The sequence below is a fragment of the Brevibacterium sp. FME17 genome (assembly GCF_014897515.1).
Taxonomy (GTDB): domain Bacteria; phylum Actinomycetota; class Actinomycetes; order Actinomycetales; family Brevibacteriaceae; genus Brevibacterium.
Genome location: NZ_JABUYD010000011.1, coordinates 105,192 through 127,577, shown reverse-complemented (window position 1 = coordinate 127,577; position 22,386 = coordinate 105,192). Strand labels below are relative to the sequence as shown.

Below are 22,386 nucleotides of genomic sequence, written 5' to 3'. Positions count from 1 at the left end.
GCACCTGAGGGGAAGGCCTGGACACGTGCACAGATCCGGATCACGAAGGCACGACAAGAAGAACAGAAGATGTGAATCGTTCCTCCGGTTGGCCAGGATCACGCCGAACGGCGCTTGAAGATGCGGTGATGCGTGGAGCGTGAGAATTCGAAGTCATCAGCGCCACCTCCCCCGCCGCGAACTCTGGCAGCTTCAGTGCGTTCGACGATGAGATCACGTTCAACTTCAGTCACGGCCGCGGTGATTAATAGTGAGAACCAGAAAGGGATGGCCCGCTTCTCTTCCACTCCTCGACAGCTGCTCGGGCCCGAAGCGAGCCTACGATTAGTTAGTCAAGCGGTGCCGTGAGTTCGATGTTGATGTCATCCGGGTCCTGAAACGACAAAATGGCGATGCCCGTGTCAGCTAAGTCGATAATCTGCCCATGCTGGACACCAGCTTGAGTTAAGTTCGCTGCCGCTCGGTCGAGATCTGCACGCGAAGCAACGCCAAAGCTGACATGGTCAAGTCCGGTACGTTCGGAATCGAAGGTTTCCTGACCGACTGGACGAAGGCCGAACAGCGTGCCCTGCGGCGTCTGGTACACGGTGCCTCCGTAAAACTTCTCCGGTGAATTCTCGACTCCGGGCTCACCTGCCTTGTCCGAGGCGTCGATAGCAACCGGCCATCCGAAGATCCGGTCGTAGAACGCTTTGGACCGCGCGATGTCGGTGACGGTCAGCCGGACGTGGGCGAAGCCTGAGCTCTCAATTAGTGCCATGGTGACAAGGCTACGCCCGCGGCAACCCTGGTCGAAAGTAGACACGAGGTGAGCAATAGGCACTAGAAAGAAGGGGTAAGCGGTACCAACGCCTCATCGAGGGCCCGGGCAAGCATCACCTGTCGTTTCCGGTGGTGTGGATGCTGGCTGCCAGTACACACGCGGTTGGCGCCGTTGACGAAAATAGTTGAATTGCTGAGTCGATCTACAGCCTTCTTCGATCGGGTAGGGCCGTTGCATGGAACACTCCGTGCGGATCGAAACGCTCCTTGATGTCGAGCAGTCGCGACGTGTTCGGCCCATAGGCCACGGCAGTCTGCTCTTCTTCGTCCGGGCCCAGGAGGTTCGGGTAGCCGCCCGGCAGAGCGTGTGATGCCAGTATTGATACAGCAGTCTTGGTCCAGTCGGAGACTGTTTCTCCAGCTTCAATCAATTCGATCATCAGATGATCCTCACGCCGGCCAAACGCTGTATCCTCGACGCGTCGATCACTGGCCCGACCGTGGAAGTGATGAACATTCAGGAACGACCCGGACGACTCTCGGGCTCCATATGATTCGAGCAGTGCCGGGGCAACGGTCGGGGTCAGCGCCTCAATGTTTCGCGTGCCGATGGCATAGTGGGCACCGTCGGGCAGCACGCCGTCGAGCTGGCGCAGCTTGGCCAACGGGGTCATCACGGAGATGTCCACAGTCAGAGGTGTCGCGAGCCCGCTGAATTCCTCGATGAATGCGTAACCGTCGGCGAGGGGTCCCGACCATGTTGCTGACACCGAAATGACCGGGGTCCCATCATCGGAGGGCACGATTGAGAGGACGGCGGTAAGCTCGTCGGGCGCTTGGCTGACCAGATCGCCGTACCCGGCCAGAACCTGTTTCGCGTGCTCGGACGCAAACAAAAAGGATCCCACCAACACTTCTGTCAGCGAGTGCAGTGCTACCTCGATGGAGGTGACGACTCCGAAGTTTCCGCCACCACCCCGAAGCGCCCACAGCAGATCAGGATTGCTGTCCTGATCGGCTCGCACCAATCGGCCGTCGGCCAGCACCACCTCGGCGCTCAACAGGTTGTCGGTGGCCAGTCCGAGACTTCCGCAGAACGGCCCGTATCCACCTGCCAGGGTGAGGCCGGTCATGCCGACAGACCCGACGGTTCCAGTGGCGGCGGCGAATCCGAACCTGTCAGCGGCTACCGCTACATTTTCTGATGTAGCCCCTCCTGCCACGGTGGCGACGCCCTCGTGAACTGAGACCTCCTGCATGGTCGATAGGTCGATGACCAGACCGTCTGGACGTATCGCGCGGCCAGCCCAGTCGTGGCCTCCTCCTCGGACTGACAGCGGCAGCGTGAACTCGCGTGCCGTTCTCACGGCGTGCTGCACTTCGGCGGATGTTTCACATTGCACCACCAGGGCCGGGCGGTGGTCGACCGCTCCGTTCCAGATCGCTGCCGCTGCAGTGATCTGGTCCTCTTCCGTCACAACGCGCATCGGGTCGATCTGGTTCGACAGTGCCTCCCGCAGTGCCGAGATCGTTGTACTGTCTGGAGTCGTCATCGTCTCTTGAGCTGTCATCGCCTGCATCTTCCGTTCGCAGTTCGGCGCCTTGAGTCAGGTGCACCTGTTTGGACTGGTTATCGTTGTTAGTCAACCGAGCGGAGAAGAATCTCATTGACGGCAACATGTGGTGGTTGAGTGACTGCGAAGACCGTCGCTGCCGCGACGTCGTCGGGCCCGAGCGGTCGCAACGCCGAAGAAAACTCCGAGTCCGCATCACGGGTAGGTGCATGAGTGATGTGGGTGGCGAGGTCAGTTGTGGTCGCGCCCGGCTCGATCACGACGACTCGAACTCCACGAGTGGTCACCTCCTGACGAAGCGATTCGGAGAATGCGTTGACTGCCGCCTTGCTGGCGTTGTAGACGCCAGTCAGTGGTCCAGCGGTGCGGCCATCGACTGAGGACAGCTGAACGGTTGTCCCCTTGGCACGCAGAAGGTGCGGCAATGCGGCATGGCTCGTGTACATGAGCCCGAGAACGTCGGTATCGATCATTCGACGCCAATCCTCTGTGTTGGCATCTTCGATGGGGCCGAGCAGCATCAATCCGGCGTTGCTGACCAGGATGTCGAGCGTACTGAGCTGATCCACGCAGGTCTCAACGGCATCTCGGCAGGATGACTCGTCTGTGACGTCGAGGTCTATGGCCACTGCTGTTCCACCAGAGGCTTCGATGTCGTCGACGAGGTGGTCGAACAGTGGGCGACGACGCGCCGCGACTGCGACCACGGCACCCTGTTCGGCGAGACTTCGCGATATGGCCGCCCCAATCCCCGAGGAGGCCCCGGTGACCAGTGCCACCTTGCCCCGCAGCGTGCCGTCCGGTGACAGTTGGTCCTGCAGTGGCTGTGGTCGTTCACTGATGTTCAGGTTCATATGCTCTTCCTTCTGTCCGAGCGGGAGGCACGTTCATTTCACCGACTGGCGTCCGGTCAGGTGGGTGGGAGGTTATCGATTGCGTAGTGAGGGCCGATCTCAAGGGCCGTGGACAGGCTCCGCTGCGCCTCCTCGGCGCTCAGATCGTTGAGGGCGGTGCGGGTGGGCAGCGGTTGCCCCCATTGGCTGAAGTATTCGTCGAGTCCGGGTGGAGAGACGAGACACAGCATTCGAGCGTCGGCACCTGTGGAGTTGTGGAAGAAGTGCGGTGCACGCGCGGGGATATTGACGACTTCGCCCGCGTCGACGATGGTCGTTTCACCGCGAAAGGTGACGTCGATCTGTCCTTCGAGAACGTAGAACATCTCCTCGAAGTCGTGTCGGTGCGGCGGCGGGCCTCCGCCTGCTGGAACGAACATGTCGATGAGCGCATAGCGGCCTGCTGTGTCTTCGCCGTTCAGGACCATCGTGTAGTTGTCGCCGACCACCCCGTAGTGTTCCAGGCTCTCGTCCGTGTTGGGGCGCCGGACAGAGATGTCGCGGGTCGGGTCGTCGGTGGCGACGGGAGTGGGAGCCGGACCGCTCTCAGCTTGATTATCGGCCTCTCGGGAGATCAATCGGATGCTTGACGAGAGATTCCGATTGCTATGTTCCTCAGCGTGGACGGCAATGGTGCGGATCTCGTTGTCGATCGAAGCTTCGATCACAATATCGGGGTGTACGCGAAGGTTCACGACCCAGGTGGGGTCACATTGCGCTCCTTCGCCTGGCACCACGACGAACCAGTCGCCGCCGTCTCGCAGTGAGAGCACCGGAGTGATCCGTTCGGCGCGGTTGTCTGCGTCGCGAGTGTGCAGCAGCACCGGACCGAAGCCGGCGGAATCGACTCGTCCGTCGTTGGCTCGAAATGCTTTGATGATGCTGTCGTTGAGATCAATCATTTGAGTTCGCCCTTCCTGTGCGATGTGCATTCTGATTGGTGGTACTGGGAGTCGTCCGGCAGCGGCGTCAGTTCATGAACATTCCGCCGTCGACGTTGAGGGTCTGACCTGTGATGAAGTCGGAGTCTGGGGAGGCGAGGCTTCGGGTGAGCCCGACGAGTCCGGCTTTGGCCGCGACGTAGTGCGCTTGACCCGCTACGCCGGAGAAGATCGATGCGGAACTGATGTTGATGATGCGTCCCCAGCCGCGGTCCTTCATCAGGGGCAGGAGTGCGTGAGAGATCAGAAAGTTTCCTGTCAGGTTGATATCGATCACGGTCCGCCACTGCGCCGATGTCATGTCGACGAATGGGGTGAACGGAAAAGACCCTGCAGTGCCTCGGGCGAGACGTCGGTGGCGATGACAGTGTCCTTGTTGGTCAGAAATCGCGTGACGAGTTCCTTGCCGATGCCGGTGCCGGTGATCAGGACGACTCGTCCGCTGCTGTTGTTGTCATTCATGTGGATGTTCTCCTTGCGGTCTTATCGCTGGATCAGAGTTGTTCCAGTGCAGGTGGTGCTGGAGCCAGACCAGCCAAGAAGACTCGCTCCTGGCGGAGCAGATTCGCCTCCAGCCAGTCGTCATCCTGTGAGAGCGGCTGCGCGAGCATGGCACCGAAGAACACGACGTCGGCCGCCGTGATATCGGACCTGATGGTGAGATCGTCTCGACCTCGGTCAAGAATTCGGCCAATGCCTGTATCGATCTCTGCTCGAAGACGCCGTGATTCTTCGCTCAACTCATCGGGACCACCATGCAGAGGGAGGACGAGCTGATCGCGATGAGCAATGGTGCCGGACAGGAATACCTCGAGGGCGCCGATCGCCGGGCGTTCGCTGGCTGCGGCTTCTTCCACCACGTCAAGAACGAGACCGAAGGACCTCTCGGTGAGTGCCTCCAAGAGTGCTTCACGAGTTGGGTAGTTGCGGTACAGTGTGGCGATGCCGACTCCCGCGTCCCGGGCGATAGAGGCCATCGGCACCTGCCGTCCCTCCCGCAGCATCGCGGTCACCGCGGCCGCGAGAAGACGCTCTTGGTTCGCTAAGGCGTCACGGCGAGTCTGGGATTTATGCTGTGACGGGCCTTTCGGCTCGGCGTTCTCACTCATCGGCTCTGCTCCTTGATCCAGCTGGGCAGATCGAGCACTTCGGGCACGAGGGTGCGAGTCAGGCTCATGTCGGCACGATATGCCGGGAGCTGAGCGAACCAGGTGAACATCTTCTTCTGGTCCTCATCGGGCAAAATATCCACCGACATCGGCTCATACCTGGCTGGGATTCCCATCGCATGGGCAAATGCCGCGGCAATTTCCTCTCCGGTCAATTCGTCGCCGGCGATCTCTATTGCTCCGCCGGGAATGCCTGCAGGTTCCAACAGGGCAGCCGCGGCTACCCGTCCGATGTCGCGAGTGGAAACCATCTGCAGCGGCACTCCCTCCGGCAATGGCAGACGGACCACGAGAGTGTCGCCGTCCATTGTGGGTTGTGAGAAGGACGCAAAGTTGTCCATGAAGAATGCGGGTCTGATAAACGTTGTGCGCAGGTCCAATTCCTCGAGGTGTTCTTCGACGCGCCGCTTACTCTCGAAGTGGGGGATGCCGGTTGCTCGTTCGGCTCCGCCGACCGAGCTGTAGACCAACCTGCCGACGCCGGCTCGGTAAGCGGCGTTGCCGATGGCCAGACCGTGCTCAGTTTCGCCGCGTGTTCCTCCGGGCCCGGCGAATGTCGTCATGGCAAAGACTGCTGCGGCTCCGCGAAGGACCTCTTCAAGTGAGCTGGCGTCGTTGAGGTCGGCGGTGACGAGTTCGGCGCCGGCCTGGCCCAAGTACTGTGCGCGCGGTGCGCTCGGGTCACGGACGAGCGCTCGAACCGGCACTCCCCGGCTCAGAAGTGCCGAGACAACGGCTCCGCCCTGCTGTCCTGTACCGCCGATCACGGCAATCGTGTCGCCCTTCGTTGTCAGGCTGTTGTTGGTGTTCATGTCCTATCTCCTCTGCTGTCGCGATCTCGTGCTCTCGCGGGAATCTGCGAGCCTGTACATCCATCAACTTCCAATACGGATGAATTATTCCACTTATTTTAAACATCTTTCGCGCATGTCAAAGCTGAGCGCGATTAGACTGGGTAAATGGAACTTTCGTTCCGATTGAAGCACCCCGCGAGAATGACCACCAGCAGGCAGGCAGGCAGATCGCCGAGCACTCCCGCTGCGGATTTGAGGAAAGGCCACCGACGCATGAGCAGAGAATCCGAATTCACCTTGAAGCCCTTCGCTGAAGGCGATGCTGCAGAAGTGGCCGTGCTCCAGAAGTGCTGTTGGGTCCCGGAAGCAATGCTGAATGACACCCTGAATATCCCTGCGCTTCACGAGACCGTCGACGATGTATTGCGGTGGCCCGAGTCCTGGGAAACGCTGTGCCTGCGGCGTGGAGATCGACTTGTCGGTGCCGTGAGGGGGCAGTCCACCGGCGGTGGCTCCTGGGAGATCGGTCGCCTGATGGTGGCACCTGACTTGGCTCGTCAGGGTCTTGGTCAGTGGCTGCTCCAAGCCGGAGAGAGCCTGGCGCCCAAGGACACGACCAGATTCGTTCTGTTTACCGGGGTGAGAAGTGAACGAAATATTCGCATCTACCAGCAAGCCGGCTATGAGATCTGCGAACCGCCCTCCGACATCAGCGAGCATGTGGCTGGAACCGTCTTCCTTGCGCGACCCACGACTGCAGGAATTTCGACCGCAGTCTGAAAGCCCACCGCCGCGATCATCGCGGCCGACGGCACGGCTCTGGCCATTACAACAGGGGCCGCAATCGCCAGTGTCAGAACGAAGGACTACTTCACCAAGCACGTCCCGCGCAGCCGAAGACCTCGGCTACACCGGGTGGCCATCGCCTGCCCAACCACGTTCCTGAAGGCAAGCACTCGTCACGATGGACAAGGCAATCTGCTAGCTGCCCTCAGCGATGAGGACCTGTCCCTCGTCGAGGAGCTGCTGCCGGAGAACCAGACCGTTCGAGTCAACAGTTCGCACGACATCCACTTCGCACAGTCGATGATCTACACCGACACGCTGAACGAGTTCGCTGCCCACGTCTGAACGGATCGATGGCGCGCGGGCGCTACTACCAAGAAGGCCTCAGTCGACCGTCACCTTCTTCGATTCGACATTGACTGTGACTTCGGTTTCGGATCCCTTGTCATCGAAGTCGAACTGGTATTCGCGCTGTCCGTCGTCATATTCGAGCTTCCAACCGGAGAGACGGCCTTCGCCCTTCTTCTTGGCCAGGTCGAACGCTTCGTCATACGTCATCGGAGATTCGAGGTCGATGGCCTTTTCCTTGTCATCACTGTCTTCCGATTCGTCGCGAACGACCTTGCCGGTGTCTGCATCAATGACGACTTTATGGTCAGTCGTGCCGTCCATGATCTTGACATCGTATTCCCATTTACCGTCGTCACTGTCGTAATCGAGTTCGATTGCGTGCAGAACCCCGTCTTTGGCCTTGGCCTTATCCTGTGCCGTCTTGACAGCGTCCTTGGCCGAAGTGGATGGAGATTCCTTGCTCAGATCTGCATCTTTGGAAAGCTTGGAATCTGAGGTCTTCGCCTCGTCTGTGGAACCTTCATCGCTAGGTTCCGACGCATCCGTTGCCTGAGTCTCGGCAGGGGCCTGCGACTCTTGAGCTTCGTCATCTGAAGTGCCCGAGCACCCCGCGAGCGCCAGCCCTATTCCGAGCACACCTGCAACTGCAACCTGGGACATTCGATTCGTCTTCATACGGTCACGCTAACACTCGTCTGGTGGACTGAAAACCCCGCCGGAGGGCACTGAATACGCCACCGGTCGGAGGTCCATCAGAACTGCTGTCATCATTCTTCTGTTCTCATCCTGCTGTTCATTTCTCGTCCTCCGGGAGCTTGCCTGGCACCCATAGCGTCACAAGCGTGATTACGACTGAGCAGAACAAGGTCCGCCCTCGTCCTTCTACGATCCTCGCCGCCGCGGTGCTCACCCTGACGGCGACTCTCGGCCCCGGCGTCGTCGCCTCCGCACACACTCTCGGCTCATCCTCCGAGAACGACTATGCGGCACCCCATCAGGTCTCCGAACTCGAATTCCCCACCACGATCTCCCACCGGGGCGGCTCCGACGTCTACCCGGAGGAGTCCATGGAAGGATTCACCGCCTCGGCGAAGGGCGGGTTCCTGCCCGAGATGGACATCCAGTTCCTCAACGACGGCACCCCTGTCCTCATCCACGACGACACGGCCGACCGCACACTCAACGGAGCCAGCGGCCCCATCCGCAACCTCAGCCGCGAAGAATGGGACGCTGCGACCATCAAGCACCCACAAGGTGGCGAATCGGCACAGACGGTGACTCTCGATGAGGCACTCGACGAGCTCGGCGGGGAGGTCGTCATGGTTCCCGAGATCAAGCCCGGGGCCACTTCGGCGGAGGTCGATCAGGTTCTCGACGTCTTCGACGAACGCGGACTGGCCGACTCACTCATCGTCCAGTCCTTCGACTTCGAGGCGGCGAAGACCATCGCCGAACGCGGCTACACTTCCCTCTACCTCTCGGGAGCAACCCTGCCGCAGGAATCCTTCGATGAGATCGCCGCTGCTGGCATCGAATGGGTCGGCCCCAGCAAGAATCTGCCCACCAGGGACCTGCGCAAACTCGACAAGGCAGGCTTCCACGTCGCTCCCTATACTCTCGGGACGGCGAAGGACGGTCACCGTCTGCCCGGCTGGATCGACGGCTACTTCACGGACGATGCCTGGACGAACTAGCGGGCAATGCCGCCAGCCTCAGAGACGAAATGTGACTCCTGCCTGATGCCCAGCGGTGACGAGCCGATAGAATCGGCTCGTCACCTTTCTCTCGAGAAGTTGCAGTGACGTCCGACGCAGCGATGCCGCACACGCGACCATGACGGGCCTCAACAAGGAAGTGGATTCCTCGTCATGCCGCACCGGCATCCTCCTCACTGACGTGGCGTTGATGGAGTGTTCACCGACGAACACCGCCGTTGCGCACGAGAGGACAGCCTGCATCGCCTGCGGTAAACTCCCACCACAATTAAGGAGCACAATCTATGAACGCCCCTATCAAAGTCGCCGTCACCGGTGCGGCCGGTCAGATCGGCTACAGTCTCCTCTTCCGCATCGCCAGCGGCGCACTCTTCGGCACCCACACTCCAGTTCAGCTGCGCTTGCTGGAGATCACACCCGCACTGACCGCTCTCGAAGGCGTAGTCATGGAACTCGAGGACTGTGCCTTCCCCACCCTCGACTCAGTTGAAATCGGCGATTCGGCCGAGCACATCTTCGACGGCGTCAACCTCGCCCTGCTCGTGGGCGCTCGACCACGGTCTCAGGGCATGGAGCGCAGTGACCTCCTCGAAGCCAATGGTGCGATCTTCACCGCCCAGGGCAAGGCACTCAATGCAGTCGCCGCCGACGATGTCCGCATCGGCGTCACCGGGAATCCGGCCAACACCAATGCGCTGATCGCAATGCGCAATGCGCCCGACATCCCCGCCGAACGTTTCAGCGCGCTGACCCGCTTGGACCACAACCGCGCCCTGGCGCAACTGGCCAAAAAGGCCGCGGTAACGGTGGCCGACATATCCAAGATGACGATCTGGGGCAACCACTCAGCCACACAGTATCCCGACATCTACCACGCGGAAATCGGCGGAGTGAATGCAGCCGAGGTCATCGGCGACCAATCCTGGATCGAAAACGATCTCATCCCCACGGTTTCCGGGCGCGGTGCCGCAATCATCGAGGCGCGCGGGTCGTCCTCAGCGGCCTCTGCTGCCGCGGCGACGATCGACGCCGCCCGCGATTGGCTGCACGGCACACCCGAGGGCGACTGGGCCTCGATGGCTGTGGTCTCCGATGGCTCCTATGGGGTGCCTGAGGGACTGATCTCCTCCTATCCCGTGACAACTTCGGACGGGAACTGGGAGATCGTGCAGGGGCTGGAGATCAACGACTTCAGCCGCAGGATGATCGACGCCACCGTGGCTGAGCTGGCCGAGGAGCGTGAGTCCGTGACCGGTCTCGGACTGATCTGAGGTCGCGGGGTTGAGCGGATCTGCTGATATTCTCAAGATCTTATTGCCCCGTTGAGCGAAGGTTCCCGTGAGCGCTGAGAATGACGTGCCGACTATGGCTGATCCGAGTGTGGAGTACATGGGTGCCCTCATTCGCCGCCTGCGGGAATCGGCCGGGATGACTCTGGCTGACCTCGGCCGCGTGGCCGGGGTCAGTCAGGGACTGCTGAGCCAGATCGAACGTGGCCTGGGCAATCCCGCGTATCTCACGCTGCTCAAGATTGCCAAGGCCCTTGATGTACCCGTCGGACGTTTCTTCGACACTGGTGAGGAGCCTACCGACAACCGTGTGGTCCGCGCCGATGGCCGCAGGCAGCTGCAGGTCACCGATCGTGGGCTCGTCTACGAACTGCTGACGCCGACCATGAACGGTCAGTTGTTGGTGCTCAAGGTGCGTGTCCCGGCGGGTTACTCCAACGAGTCGGTGCCCTTCGGCCATCATCGTGCCGAGGAATGCCTATTCGTCCTCGAAGGGGCCTGCTATTTCCAGATCGGCGAGGACGGCTACACCCTCGAGGCAGGTGACAGCATCACCTACCAGGGCGACCAGCCGCACTGGTTCCGTGTCATCGGAGACGCCGAGGCGGTCATCATCGCCACGATGACTCCCCCAGTGTTCTGAGGCCCGGTATTCGGAAGGCTCAGGCCTCGGCCAGACTTCAGGCGTCCTTCTTCGTCTGCTTATTGCTTTCACGCTCGAGGGCCTCGACGAGTTCGTTCTTGTTCATCGTCGAACGTCCCGGGATCTTCAGCGAAGTTGCCAGTTGGTACAGGTGATCCTTCGTAGCATTGGCGTCCACCCCGCCAGCGGTCGGGCGATCGGTGTTCTTCCCGCCCTTGGCCTGTGAGTCGGATGGCCCCGGCGAGGATTTCGGTTCCCACTTGTCACCGACCTTCTCGTGGGTGTGCTTCAACGCGTAGTAGGCCACCTGGTGAGCACGCTCTTCGTCGTCGTATTCCTCCATTGCGGAGTCATAGGTCTTCGCGAAAGTGCGCTGGGCCTTGGCATCCGAATGTCGCAAGGTCGTCGGAAGCTCTGACTTCTTCGGCACTCCTGAGCTGCTCATCTTCGGCATGGTGACCACTTCTCCTCACGTACGCGGGTGTCACGGTTATTCCGACCGTAACGCAGATCACCTTCACATGTCAGGAGCCGTGCCGCACAGCCTCGGCGTCGATATCGCCTCGCCCCTCTATCGCGGTGTGCTGAGAAGATGGCCAGTACTGCGCCGATTCCGACGAACACCCACTTCGTCCGCGGCGGTCTCCTACCGGGTGCGTGCGGTGGAGATGCCGTCGCCGAGTTGGATTCCGATGGCGTGGCGCCGGGCCGACAACGGTGTTGGCCGAGAACGTTCTGTCACGGCGTGGGCTGGCCCCCATTGACGTTGAGGGTCTCACCCAGGACGTAACTCGACTCCGCCGAGGTGAGGAACACATAAGCTGGCGCGAGTTCCGTCGGCTGGCCGGCTCGGCCCAAGGGAGTGTTCTTCCCGAAATGGGGCAGTGCTTCCTTCGGCTGGCCGTCAGAGACCTGGAGTGGTGTCCAGATCGGGCCGGGTGCGACCGCGTTGACCCGGATGCCGCGTGGAGCCAGCTGAGTGGCCAGTCCTTTGGTGAAGTTGTTGATCGCAGCCTTAGTCGACGCGTAGTCCAGCAGGTGGGTCGACGGAGAATACGCTTGAACGGACGTTGAGTTCACAATCGTTGCGCCGGCGGGCAGATAACCCACTGCTGTCTTCGTCACGCGGAACATGGCCCGAATGTTGGTCTCGAAGGTAGTGCCCCACTGCTCATCGGAGAGATCTTCGATCTCTTCGACGGCAATCTGTCGCCCCGCGTTATTCACCAGGGCATCGAGTCCACCCAGCCCGTCTGCCGCATCGTGGACGACCTGCTGGCAGTAGTCCGGGTCGGCGAGGTCACCAGGCAGCGGCACCGCTGTGCCGCCGGCCTCGCGGATGATGTCACAGACATGGCGTGCGTCGTCCTCCTCAGCAGGAAGGTACGACAGGGCGACATCTGCTCCTTCGCGAGCGAACGCGATAGCGACGGCCGAGCCGATGCCGGAATCGGCACCGGTGATCAGCGCCTTGCGCCCCTTGAGCCGACCGGTGCCGCGATAGCTCTGTTCGCCACGGTCAGTGCCTGGAATCAGTTCGACGTCGAGGCCCGGCTCAGGCTGGTCCTGTTTGGGCGGAGAGATGTCCGGAAATCGATTCACCGGATCCTGGAAAGTCAGTTGGTCGCTCATGAGCTGTGGCCCCTTTCAACTGGTGGTCGATTCGCTTCGGCTGGCCAGGGTCTGTTGAGAGATAAACCGCCTGTTGAGAGATGAGCTGGTCAGTAATGCGCTGGCGGATCGCTTGCGGGAAAAGACTCGTCTTCCCACTCATCAACCAACTCATCATCGTGTTCTTTGGTGGAGTGATCTGTTCCGGGCGTTTCAGCAACATCGTGCGGCGCTTCATCGGGAACAGTGTTGAGGGTCTTCTCCATGCTCTCGGTTTCTCGATCATTCGTCATCGTCGCCTCTTCTCACTGATGCCGCATCCGCGATCATCAGACTCATTGCGATCTTGGTCAGCACGGTGCTCTCTGAAGCTTCCGTACTGTTCCGGTGCCGTCACATTAACAGTCTCCTCGGAGTCTCGTAACCCCCGTTGTGACCGCGGTGGCCTGCGGGGAGAACATGCTCGACCCCCTCCTGGCTCACGCGGTGACCTCCTCCGGGTCGATGTCGCCCCGGAGTCCGCGCCATACGGGATGACGCAGACGACCAGCCTCGGTGATACCTCCGTATCGGACCTCACCGACGAGGCTGGGCCGCACCCAGTTCGCATCACGTGACTCGGCGGCAGGAACATCCAGGGAAGGTGTCTTCCGGCTCAGGCGATCGAGCTGTGCCCGCAGCGCCTGCAGCTGGTGGTCGTCGAAGCCGGTGCCCACACGACCCAGATAGACCAGACCGTCCTTCTCGTGGGCTGCCAGCAGCAGCGAAGAGAAGGTCTCGGAACGCTCCCCTTTGCCGGTGCGCCACCCGACGATGATCACGTCGCGAGTGGAGGTGTGTTTGAGTTTGGCCCAGGTGTGGGTTCGTCTGCCCGGCAGATAGGTGCTGTCGGTCTGCTTCGCCATGACTCCTTCGAGGTGGAGTTCGCGACTGGCCTCCATCGCCTTGTCGACGGTTCCTTCGAAGGCCGCCGGCACATGGATGTGCTCACCCTCGGTGACCATGTCGAAGAGACGTTCACGCCGTTCGAGATACGGAGTCTTCAGCAAGGAAGCGCCATCAACGTTCAACACATCGAAGACCATGAGATACACCGGTGTGCGCTCACGTTCACGTTCAATGTCGCTCTCACGCGTCAGCCCCATCCTGCGTTGCAGCCGCCCGAAGTCGGGGCGACTGCCCGGGCCCAGTGCGACGATCTCTGCGTCAAGGATGCAATCAGCGTCCACGCAGTCAGCGAGCTCGATGAGTTCGGGGTAGGCCTTCGTCAGATCGTGACCATTGCGGCTGGTCAGCGCGATCGACCCGGACGAATCATCGGTGCCGGCGCGCACGGCGGCGAGCGCACGGATGCCGTCCCACTTCATTTCGAATGCCCAGTCCTCGGCCTGTCGGCGAACGGAGTGAAGGCTTCCGATACTGGCCAGCATCGGTGCCATGTCAGTGGGCTGCGCATCTGTGGAACCGGTGCGTTCGGGGCCTGTGTGTCCGTTTCGCTTGGAATCGGTGTGCTCAGTCGAAGGTTTGCCCCGCCTCGGCGAGTTCTTAGATGAGTCTTTGGTCAGGTGGATCATCCAGTTCTTCTCGGGTTCCTTGTTCGGCCCGTGCTCGCCGGTGTTGAACAGTGCGAATCGTCGTTCTCCCCCTAGCCCGCCGTCTTCGGCCCCGTGGAGGACAGCGATGATCTCGCGGCCCTTCTTCCACTTCTCGAGTTCGTAGGTCCCGGAGTCCCAGATCGTGACCTCGCCCGCACCGTACTGTCCCTTCTCGATCGTGCCTTCGAAGCTTACGTATTCGAGCGGGTGGTCCTCGGTCTGGATGGCCAAATGGTTGTGCTTCGGATCGGTGGGCGGTCCTTTCGGCAGTGCCCACGAGACCAGCACGCCGTCGTGTTCGAGTCGGAAGTCCCAGTGCAGGGTGCTGGCCTGATGTTCCTGGATGACGAAGGACAGCTCGTCCCCGCTGGTGCCGTGGCTGTCGGGCACCGGTTCGCTGGTGTGCTTCGGGTTACGTTTGGACCGGTAGATGTCCAGGCGGTCGCGCGGCGCCTTCGATGAACTCGACGTTCCTTTCGTCGAAGCGGGTGCGGCTCCCGCCGAGGTGGGGGCCGGATTTGCTGAATCGCCGGCAGTCTTCGCCAACGGTTCGAGCAGATCGCCGTGGTCGTCGATCCGCTCAAGGACCTCCTCGAAGCGCAGCTGCTCGACAGCGGGCGGGTCGTCGAGTTCGTCCCAGGTCCGCGGTGTCGCCACTGTGGGAGTGAACCGGCCGCGCAGAGAATACGGGGCCACTGTCGTCTTCGCCGCTGAGTTCTGGGACCAGTCGATGAGCACCTTGTTCTCTCGCAGCGTCTTCTTCATGGCTGAGACGACGAGGTCTTTGTGATCGGATTCAAGGCTGCGCGCCAACTCGTGGGCGACGTCGGAGATCTGTTGGCTGGAGGCTGATCCCTCGAGCGGCGCATAGAGATGGATCCCCTTGGAGCCGCTGGTCACCGGGTAGGCGTCGAGACCCATCCCGGTCAGCAGCTCCCTGACCAGCTGTGCGACCTCGATGCAGTCGGCCAGTTCGCGTCCTGGCCCGGGGTCGAGGTCGAAGACCATGCGGTCAGGATGCCGTGTCTTCGACTCGATGGTGCCGGGGTCAGATGCCCCCTTCGCGACCTGCCATTGCGGGATGTGGATCTCGAGTGAGGCCATCTGCGCTAGGTAGGTCAATGTCGCGCGGTCCTGGACCAGAGGGTACCTTTTGGATCCGGTGGAATGACGGATGGAACGGGAGACGATCCACGATGGTGCGGAGTCCGGGAGGTTCTTCTCAAAGAACACGTCTCCTGGTTTCTGCGGTGTGCCGACACCGTCGACCCAACGTTTGCGGGTGGCAATGCGGTCATGGGCGTGCCGGATCAGCTGCTCGTGAATGCGAGCGTAGTAGTCGAGCACCTCGCCCTTGGTTGTGCCTGTCTCCGGATAGAAGACCTTGTCGAGATTGGTCAGCGTCAACCGATGCCCGTCGACGGTGACTTTCTGTTCCTGGCGTGGCATAGACACCTCCTGAGTTCTGTACGCTACCCGCTTGCACCGGCGGTAACGAGGGCCACGGAGGAACAGCCTCGGCGGTGGGGACCTACGGGGGTAGCCAAGGTGCTGAGACTGGGCTTCAATGGAGGGATGAGAGCCATTTGGACCGGATCGATTGCGTTTGGTCTCGTCAACGTTCCGGTGAAGCTGTATTCGGCCACCGAGAGCCACGACGTCAATATGCACCAGGTGCATGAGAAGGACGGCGGGCGCATCCGCAATCAGCACCGTTGTCAGGAGTGTGGGAAAGTCATTGAGTTCGACGACATGGTCAAGGCCTACGACGACGGCGACAACCGCGTGATTCTCACGAAAGACGATTTCGAGGCCCTGCCCGCCGATGAGAATGACGATCTCGAGGTCCTCCAATTCGTGCCCAACGATCAGATCGACCCGATCATGTTGGAGAAATCGTACTTCCTGGAGCCGACATCGAAGACACCGAAGGCCTATCTGCTTCTGCGCCAGACCCTTGAGGACACCGACCGCACGGCAATCGTGAAGATCACTCTGCGCACCCGTACACGACTGGCGATCCTGCGAGTCAGCGGAAAGGTGCTCATGATCCAGACGCTGCGGTGGGCCGATGAGATCCGCGACGTCGACTTCAAGGGCGTGAACTCCCAGGCGAAGATCTCCAAAAAGGAATTGGAGATGTCAGCCAAACTCGTCGAATCGTATTCGGAGGACTTCACACCGGAGGAGTTCAACGACGACTACCAGGACGAACTGCGCAAACTCATCGACGCGAAGATCGACAAGGGAGAGACGCTCGACCTGGAGAAGGCCTTCCCCGACGAGGAAGAGGATGAAGAGCCCGGTGGCGACGTGATCGACCTGATGGAAGCTCTGCAGAAGTCCGTGGACAGTTCACGCTCGAAGAAGAAAAGCTCAAATGGATCCGGAACGAAGAAGTCCGGATAACACGAAGCCACACGGGGAACGCCCTGCGAAGCCTCTTTCTTCAGCTCGTTCAGCTCCCTCCACCGTCCCGCCAGGTCACTGCCCAGCCAGATCTCCCTGCGGTTCGTCGGCTTCGGCCAGTGCCGTGAGAAACCGGATGACGACCTCGCGCTCGTCGCTGCTCATGTTGGCTGCAGCGGCAAAGCGACGCGCATGTTGGCGGCCGACGGCCTCACGTGCCGCCTGCGCAGTCTGTGGTGTCACATCGATGCAGAGCGTCCGCTGATCCTTGGGATGCGGGGCACGAGTCAGGTGGCCTGCCGCGACGAGGCGGTCGATGAGCTTTGTCGTCGACGCACTGGAGATCCCCACTTCATGGGCAATGTCCCTGGGAGTGATGATCTGGCCCTGCTTCTGCGCTTGCATGAGCATCCGAATGGCGCGCATGTCACTCTCATTGAGGCGCATATACCGCCTGGATGCCTCCGCCAGTGCCCGATCGGCTTCCCGCCAGTGGCGCAGCGCCTCCATGACGGACATGCACTGCGTGATTTCGGGCTGCGTCAGCTGAGAACGATCGAAGAATTCGGGCTCGTTCGAAAAGTACTGCAATTCTGAATCCGGGTGGATTCTTCGCTCTACGCTCGACACGATGACAGCATACCGTTGCTACACTGGATTAAATCTCTCGCCTGGCTAACGAAAGTGGGTTTGAACAGTGGAAATGGTTGTTCTCGTCGACCGCACCGGAGATCCCATCGGTGTGCAGGACAAGGCCGAAGTCCATGGCCTGTCCACTCCACGACATCTGGCCTTCTCATGCCATGTCGTCGACGGGCGCGGTCGCCTTCTCGTCACACGGCGCGCACTGACGAAGAAGACGTGGCCGGGAGTGTGGACGAATTCTTTCTGCGGCCATCCCGGGCCTGGCGAAACGCTTAAGGCCGCCGTCCGCCGCCGCTCGGAATTCGAGCTCGGACTGAGCATCGATCGCATCACCTGCGCCATCCCCGACTTCGCCTACGTCGCCCGTGATGCCTCCGGAATCGAAGAGAACGAACACTGCCCGGTCTTCATCGCCCGGGCCACATCGTCGATGACGCCGAACACCGCCGAGGTGTCCCAGACTCAGTGGACGACGGCCGCGGATCTGACAGCGGCGATCAACTCCGCACCATGGGCATTCAGCCCGTGGCTGGTCGAGCATTTCCCTGAACTTGCACCGCATATCGCAGAGCACATCGCGAAGGCGGGGCTCAATGACTGATTCGATCACCCCACTCGAAGACATCGCGTTCTCGTTCCAGGACCGGCTCTCACAGGTGCTGACGGAGGGACGGCGCCGTTCTCGCACATTCTCCGCACAGTACGGACAGCTCTGGGACTCACTCACACACATGGCCACGGGAGGAAAGCTGGTCCGACCACGCCTGCTCCTGGACGCCCATCGCGGCCTGGGCGGACGTGACCAGGCAGCCGCCGTCGACGCGGCATGTGCCATGCAGCTATTGCACATCGCACTCGTCATCCATGACGATGTCATCGACAACGACACCGTCCGTCGTGGAGAGGCGAACATCTCCGGAGAGTTCACCTCTGCCGCAATGCACCGCGGCGCCGGCCCGCGTGAGGCTCAAGTCTGGGGAGACGCAACAGCACTGCTGGGCGGTGACCTCATGCTCACCCTCGCCCACTCTCTGCTGGCCCGGCTCGATGTCGACGACGCCAGACGCCGGGCCATCCTCGACATCTTCGATGACACGCTGTTCCAGAGTGCCGCTGGCGAACACTCAGATGTGTGGTTGAGCCTGCAGCTGGAAGAAGCGCGACCCCAGGAGGTCCTCGAGATGGCCGGGCAGAAGACGGCCATGTACTCGTTTCAGGCTCCCCTACTGATCGCGGCTGTTCTGGCCGGGGCAAGCAGCACCCAGACCGCCGAACTGGCCACCATCGCTGCACAGATCGGTGTGGTCTACCAGCTGCGCGACGACGTCCTCGGACTGTTCGGCGATGAACGGAAGACCGGGAAATCCAATGTCAGCGACCTCCGTGAAGGCAAGGAGACCCTCTTGATCACGTTCGCTCGCTCCGACCCGTCCTGGCCCGAGGTGCGTCCCCTCTTCGGGGAGAGGATGCTGAGCACTGCCGATGGTCATCGGCTGCGGAACGTCATCGAGGAATCAGGAGCTCTCGTGTTCGTCGAATCCATCATCACTCAGCGCTGCGAGGACCTGTATCGACTCATCTCCGATGCAGCCCTGCCACCGACATTGAGCCGCCAGCTGATCCAGCTGACCTCCGACTGCAGCTCGCGCATCGCATGAACTCGGTGGGCATGCGAAAAGCAGTGGGAGCACGCGATGAGACCGAACCTCGCGTCGAACACGATGGAACCATGTGGAGGATCCGCTCCTACGAGGCAGCCACAACCGTGCTGCGTACGCGTCATCGGACCACTCAGGCAGGATTCACCGCAGAGAAGATCCCGCGCGGGTACTTTCGGAAACACCCCATACTGATCTCCGATGGTGACGATCACGATTCTCAGCGCAAAGAGGTCGCTCGCTATTTCGCCCCCGCGGTGGTGTCTGCGAAGTACGGAGAATTCATCAACGAGCGTGCTCAAGCCCTCGTCGACTGCGCCGTCGCAAACGGCGGTCTTCGCCTCGACGAGGCGGCTCTGAACTATTCGGTCGAAGTCACCGCCGAGATCGTGGGACTGACCGAGTCCTCCACCGATGCGATGGCCAAGCGTCTTGTCGGGTTCTTCCGGCAGCCGCCTGTCGACCTCGCCGCTCCTGCGATGGGCCGAACCCGTCGGCAGTGGGCCCAAGCGGCCGTCAACGGCCTCTTACCCATCGGACGGTTCTACGTTCACGATGTGCAACCGGCGATTCGCTCCCGGCGCATCCGACGCCGCGACGATGTGCTCTCGCATCTGCTCTCCGCCGGCTACAGCACCGCCGACATCCTCGTCGAGTGCGTAACCTACGGCACAGCCGGCATGGTGACGACTCGCGAATTCATCACCATGGCCTGTTGGCATCTGCTGACGGACGAAGAGCTGGGCCGTCGCTACACCGAATCCTCACAGCCCACCCGTCTGAAGATCCTCGAGGAGATCATCCGCCTCGACCCTGTCGTCGGCCACCTCTACCGTCGAGCGCAAGCCGATATCGAGGTCTCGGACAACGGATGCCCCCACACCATCTCCGCAGGCGACCTGATCGACGTGTGTGTAAGACAGACCAACACCGACCCCCACGCGATGGGGACCGCACCGGAGACGATCAACCCCGGGCGCGATCTCGGACGGGGGAAGGCCGCGACGGGGCTGAGCTTCAGCGACGGAGCCCACGCGTGCCCCGGCCAGCCACTGGCTCTCTACGAAACCGATGCCCTTGTCCACAAGCTCCTGGCCATCGGACCACGCCTCCTCCGGAAGCCCGAAATCAGCTGGGACAACGTCATCGAGGGGTACCGCCTGCGCGGCATGGACCTGAGCCTGATGGAAAGGTCACGTCCAGCAGCAACTGTTCGGTCCGCCCCTCAGCACGAACGCGGCGGATCGCAGCCGCCGGCTTCGCCCCACACCGCTGCGAGAATGACCCTATGAGCGCCTACGAGTACCTGCTGCTGATGGGAGCCTGCCTGCTGATCACGCTTCCCCTCGAGCTGCTGTTCTCCGCCCGGGTCTATCGCCGCTGGAAGCTCCTCCTCGGGTCTCTCATCCCGGTCATCCTCGTATTCTCCCTCTGGGACATCATCGCGATCGCTCGGGACCATTGGACCTACAACCAGCAGTTCGTCACCGGCCTCCACCTCGGCAACCTGCCGCTGGAGGAACTCGTCTTCTTCATCGTCATCCCCATCTGTGCCCTGCTCAGCTACGAAGCAGTGGGCACCGTGCTCAACTTCATCACGAAGAAGGCCACCAGCCGGAAGGGTGGAGGCGATGATGCCTGAATACACGGTAATGACGGCGATCGGCATCGTTGTCGTCATCGGGCTCGAAGCCTTCGTCTTTCGCAGCGGGATCTTCCGACGGGCGAAGTACTGGGCCGCGCTCGCCATCTGTCTGGGATTCCAATGCCTGGTCGACGGCTGGCTGACCAAATTGAGCGATCCCATCGTCATCTACACCCCGTCACACCTCCTGAATGTGCGCTTCCCCTGGGACATTCCAATCGAAGACTTCGGATTCGGATTCGCCATGATCACCTCTGTGCTCATGGTGTGGCAATGGCAGCTCAATCGTTCGCAGAAAGGCACCGAATGACACCTGGACCACGGCCGAGAGACCGATGTGCGCAGAACATCCCGGCACCGCAGGGACGTTCGCGGCCGCTCAGGCCCAAACGGGTCACCGTCATCGGAGCCGGCATCGCTGGACTGGCAGCGGCTGCGATCCTCGCCGAACACGGTGCCAAGGTCACGGTGATCGAGAAGAACGACCACCTCGGCGGGCGTGTGAGTGCATGGCCGGTAGAGGACGATCGGACCATGAGCCGAGGATTCCACGCATTTTTTCGGCAGTACTACAACCTTCGCGATCTGCTCAGTCGGGCAGATCCCGAGCTTCAACGCCTGCAGCCCGTCGACGACTACCCCCTCCTCCATCGCCGAGGCTCCACGGACACCTTCGCCTCGATCCCGCGGACTCCACCGTTCAATCTCCTCGGGTTCGTCTGGCAGAGTCCGACGTTTCCTCTCCGCCGGCTCCTCGATGTCGACATCCCGGCTGCGGTTGAACTCATCGACGTCGAGTTTCCCGCCACCTATCGACGTTACGACGGTGAGTCCGCGGCCGACTTCCTCGACCGGCTGCGCTTCCCCGACGAAGCCCGACATCTGGCTCTTGAGGTGTTCGCACGCTCCTTCTTCGCCGATCCGCAAGATTTCTCCGCCGGTGAGCTCATCGCCATGTTCCACACCTACTTCGCCGGATCGGCAGAGGGCCTGCTCTTCGACGTCCCCGTCGATGACTACGACACGGCTCTCTGGGCCCCACTGGCCGAATATCTCACCGGAATCGGTGTGCAGATCCGCACCGGGGAGATGGTGACCTCGCTTGAATCCACCTCGTCGGGTTGGATGGTGTCGACCGACGGCCAGGAGGTCCACGGCGATGCAGTTGTCCTCGCGGCCGATCCCGCGCGAGCTCGTGAGCTGCTGAGGGTCAGCCGCGACTCGATCGTGCGCACCGCTCCAGCCGCGCAAGGATGGCTGGAGAACATCGACTCGCTGACCAACGCACCCGCTTTCGCTGTGCTGCGTCTCTGGCTCGGTGCACCCGTGGCTGAGCATCGGCCGGAGTTTTTGGGCACCAGCGGATATGACGTCCTCGACAATGTCTCGGTGCTCGAACGCTTCGAGGAAGGGGCCAAGCAGTGGGCGCAGTCCCACAACGGTTCGGTTCTGGAACTTCACGCCTACGCGCTCGACATCGACGCTGATCCTTCTGAGCGGGACAGGGCGAGCATCGTGGCCCGTCTGCTCTCTGACCTGCATCAGGTCTACCCCGAAACTGCGCATCTGCCCATCGTGGACCAAGAGCTGCTCATCGAAGCGGACTGCGCGTTGACGGACACCCGCCCCTGGGATGAGCGGCCCGAGGCTGCCACCCCGATTCCTGGATTGGTCGTCGCCGGTGACTATGTGCGCTGCGACTTACCTGTGGCACTTATGGAACGCGCCACGACGACCGGTTACATGGCGGCCAATCACCTCCTCGCCTCGTGGAGGGTCGAAGGAACCCCGCTGTGGTCACCACCGACTCGCGGACTGCTGAGACGCGGGGCCCTGGGACTGCTGAGACGTGGCGCACAAAGCCTCTCGAGGAGACACCGATGACCGCCTATTTCTCACGAACATC

Annotated in this window: 27 protein-coding genes; 12 read left to right on the top strand and 15 right to left on the bottom strand. The window is 61.4% G+C overall.

Annotation, left to right across the window (positions count from 1 at the left end; translation table 11 throughout):
- Positions 1-98: 98 nt before the first annotated feature.
- The 9 genes from INT40_RS20970 to INT40_RS11840 all read right to left on the bottom strand — a co-directional run bounded on the left by INT40_RS20970 (position 99) and on the right by INT40_RS11840 (position 6,151).
- Positions 99-233 (bottom strand): hypothetical protein, encoded by a 135-nt coding sequence (locus INT40_RS20970; RefSeq protein WP_264298405.1) that lies wholly within the window; start codon positions 231-233, stop codon positions 99-101.
- Between the two features lie 95 nt (positions 234-328).
- Entirely contained in the window at positions 329-805 is a 477-nt protein-coding gene (locus tag INT40_RS11875; protein WP_319021980.1) for a VOC family protein, read from the bottom strand.
- A gap of 160 nt (positions 806-965) precedes the next feature.
- Positions 966-2,333 (bottom strand): FAD-binding oxidoreductase, encoded by a 1,368-nt coding sequence (locus INT40_RS11870; protein WP_226831205.1) that lies wholly within the window; start codon positions 2,331-2,333, stop codon positions 966-968.
- Positions 2,334-2,401: 68 nt separating this feature from the next.
- Positions 2,402-3,190, bottom strand: a complete 789-nt coding sequence (locus tag INT40_RS11865) for an SDR family NAD(P)-dependent oxidoreductase (protein WP_193071901.1) — start codon at positions 3,188-3,190, stop codon at positions 2,402-2,404.
- A gap of 56 nt (positions 3,191-3,246) precedes the next feature.
- Positions 3,247-4,131: a nitroreductase/quinone reductase family protein gene (locus INT40_RS11860; RefSeq protein WP_193071900.1), complete on the bottom strand. Its 885-nt coding sequence runs from the start codon at positions 4,129-4,131 to the stop codon at positions 3,247-3,249.
- Positions 4,132-4,198: 67 nt separating this feature from the next.
- Positions 4,199-4,471, bottom strand: coding sequence for an SDR family NAD(P)-dependent oxidoreductase (locus tag INT40_RS11855; protein ID WP_193071899.1), 273 nt, complete (start codon positions 4,469-4,471; stop codon positions 4,199-4,201).
- Positions 4,468-4,632, bottom strand: coding sequence for a hypothetical protein (locus tag INT40_RS11850; RefSeq protein ID WP_193071898.1), 165 nt, complete (start codon positions 4,630-4,632; stop codon positions 4,468-4,470). The genes INT40_RS11855 and INT40_RS11850 overlap by 4 nt, the downstream gene beginning before the upstream one ends.
- A 32-nt stretch (positions 4,633-4,664) precedes the next feature.
- Complete coding sequence (locus INT40_RS11845) at positions 4,665-5,279, bottom strand: TetR/AcrR family transcriptional regulator (RefSeq protein ID WP_193071897.1); 615 nt, start codon at positions 5,277-5,279, stop codon at positions 4,665-4,667.
- The gene (locus tag INT40_RS11840; protein WP_193096131.1) at positions 5,276-6,151 is read right to left on the bottom strand and encodes an NmrA/HSCARG family protein; all 876 of its coding nucleotides are present in this window, start codon (positions 6,149-6,151) and stop codon (positions 5,276-5,278) included. Before INT40_RS11840 ends, INT40_RS11845 begins: the two co-directional genes overlap by 4 nt.
- 255 nt (positions 6,152-6,406) lie before the next feature.
- On the opposite strand from INT40_RS11840, the gene INT40_RS11835 reads away from it, so the two are divergent.
- Entirely contained in the window at positions 6,407-6,913 is a 507-nt protein-coding gene (locus tag INT40_RS11835; RefSeq protein WP_193071895.1) for a GNAT family N-acetyltransferase, read from the top strand.
- A 135-nt stretch (positions 6,914-7,048) separates the two neighbouring features.
- Positions 7,049-7,264 (top strand): hypothetical protein, encoded by a 216-nt coding sequence (locus INT40_RS11830; RefSeq protein WP_193096130.1) that lies wholly within the window; start codon positions 7,049-7,051, stop codon positions 7,262-7,264.
- A 39-nt stretch (positions 7,265-7,303) separates the two neighbouring features.
- On the opposite strand, the gene INT40_RS11825 is transcribed toward INT40_RS11830, so the two are convergent.
- Positions 7,304-7,945 carry a PepSY domain-containing protein gene (locus INT40_RS11825; RefSeq protein ID WP_193096129.1) on the bottom strand — a complete coding sequence of 214 codons (642 nt, stop codon included), beginning with the start codon at positions 7,943-7,945 and terminating at the stop codon, positions 7,304-7,306.
- 167 nt (positions 7,946-8,112) lie between these two features.
- Between INT40_RS11825 and INT40_RS11820 the strand changes: the two genes are divergently transcribed.
- From INT40_RS11820 to INT40_RS11810, 3 genes are all read left to right on the top strand, one after another.
- The gene (locus tag INT40_RS11820; RefSeq protein ID WP_193096128.1) at positions 8,113-8,964 is read left to right on the top strand and encodes a glycerophosphodiester phosphodiesterase; all 852 of its coding nucleotides are present in this window, start codon (positions 8,113-8,115) and stop codon (positions 8,962-8,964) included.
- Positions 8,965-9,269: 305 nt separating this feature from the next.
- Positions 9,270-10,256 carry a malate dehydrogenase gene (locus INT40_RS11815; RefSeq protein ID WP_193096127.1) on the top strand — a complete coding sequence of 329 codons (987 nt, stop codon included), beginning with the start codon at positions 9,270-9,272 and terminating at the stop codon, positions 10,254-10,256.
- A 67-nt stretch (positions 10,257-10,323) separates the two neighbouring features.
- The gene (locus INT40_RS11810; protein ID WP_145997489.1) at positions 10,324-10,917 is read left to right on the top strand and encodes a helix-turn-helix domain-containing protein; all 594 of its coding nucleotides are present in this window, start codon (positions 10,324-10,326) and stop codon (positions 10,915-10,917) included.
- A gap of 37 nt (positions 10,918-10,954) precedes the next feature.
- On the opposite strand, the gene INT40_RS11805 is transcribed toward INT40_RS11810, so the two are convergent.
- The 4 genes from INT40_RS11805 to INT40_RS11790 all read right to left on the bottom strand — a co-directional run bounded on the left by INT40_RS11805 (position 10,955) and on the right by INT40_RS11790 (position 15,572).
- Entirely contained in the window at positions 10,955-11,371 is a 417-nt protein-coding gene (locus INT40_RS11805) for a ChaB family protein (protein WP_193096126.1), read from the bottom strand.
- Between the two features lie 284 nt (positions 11,372-11,655).
- Positions 11,656-12,549, bottom strand: coding sequence for an SDR family oxidoreductase (locus INT40_RS11800; RefSeq protein WP_193096125.1), 894 nt, complete (start codon positions 12,547-12,549; stop codon positions 11,656-11,658).
- 89 nt (positions 12,550-12,638) lie between these two features.
- Positions 12,639-12,821, bottom strand: coding sequence for a hypothetical protein (locus INT40_RS11795; protein WP_193096147.1), 183 nt, complete (start codon positions 12,819-12,821; stop codon positions 12,639-12,641).
- 186 nt (positions 12,822-13,007) lie between these two features.
- The gene (locus INT40_RS11790; RefSeq protein ID WP_193096124.1) at positions 13,008-15,572 is read right to left on the bottom strand and encodes an ATP-dependent DNA ligase; all 2,565 of its coding nucleotides are present in this window, start codon (positions 15,570-15,572) and stop codon (positions 13,008-13,010) included.
- 126 nt (positions 15,573-15,698) lie between these two features.
- Between INT40_RS11790 and INT40_RS11785 the strand changes: the two genes are divergently transcribed.
- Positions 15,699-16,532: a Ku protein gene (locus INT40_RS11785; protein ID WP_193096123.1), complete on the top strand. Its 834-nt coding sequence runs from the start codon at positions 15,699-15,701 to the stop codon at positions 16,530-16,532.
- A gap of 75 nt (positions 16,533-16,607) precedes the next feature.
- Here INT40_RS11785 and INT40_RS11780 read toward each other — a convergent pair whose 3' ends face one another.
- Complete coding sequence (locus tag INT40_RS11780; RefSeq protein WP_319021979.1) at positions 16,608-17,162, bottom strand: MarR family winged helix-turn-helix transcriptional regulator; 555 nt, start codon at positions 17,160-17,162, stop codon at positions 16,608-16,610.
- A 73-nt stretch (positions 17,163-17,235) separates the two neighbouring features.
- On the opposite strand from INT40_RS11780, the gene idi reads away from it, so the two are divergent.
- Genes idi through INT40_RS11750 form a run of 6 tightly spaced genes read left to right on the top strand, consistent with a single transcriptional unit; the run spans position 17,236 to position 22,364 of the window.
- A complete protein-coding gene (gene idi, locus INT40_RS11775; RefSeq protein WP_193096122.1) occupies positions 17,236-17,778 on the top strand; it encodes an isopentenyl-diphosphate Delta-isomerase in 543 nt (180 codons plus the stop codon).
- Positions 17,771-18,835: a polyprenyl synthetase family protein gene (locus tag INT40_RS11770; protein ID WP_193096121.1), complete on the top strand. Its 1,065-nt coding sequence runs from the start codon at positions 17,771-17,773 to the stop codon at positions 18,833-18,835. Before idi ends, INT40_RS11770 begins: the two co-directional genes overlap by 8 nt.
- 11 nt (positions 18,836-18,846) lie before the next feature.
- On the top strand, positions 18,847-20,127 hold the full coding sequence (locus tag INT40_RS11765; protein ID WP_226831201.1) for a cytochrome P450: 1,281 nt from the start codon (positions 18,847-18,849) through the stop codon (positions 20,125-20,127).
- A complete protein-coding gene (locus INT40_RS11760) occupies positions 20,124-20,477 on the top strand; it encodes a lycopene cyclase domain-containing protein (protein ID WP_193096120.1) in 354 nt (117 codons plus the stop codon). Before INT40_RS11765 ends, INT40_RS11760 begins: the two co-directional genes overlap by 4 nt.
- Complete coding sequence (locus INT40_RS11755) at positions 20,467-20,790, top strand: lycopene cyclase domain-containing protein (RefSeq protein WP_193071883.1); 324 nt, start codon at positions 20,467-20,469, stop codon at positions 20,788-20,790. Before INT40_RS11760 ends, INT40_RS11755 begins: the two co-directional genes overlap by 11 nt.
- Entirely contained in the window at positions 20,787-22,364 is a 1,578-nt protein-coding gene (locus tag INT40_RS11750; protein ID WP_193096119.1) for an FAD-dependent oxidoreductase, read from the top strand. The genes INT40_RS11755 and INT40_RS11750 overlap by 4 nt, the downstream gene beginning before the upstream one ends.
- Positions 22,365-22,386 lie beyond the last annotated feature (22 nt).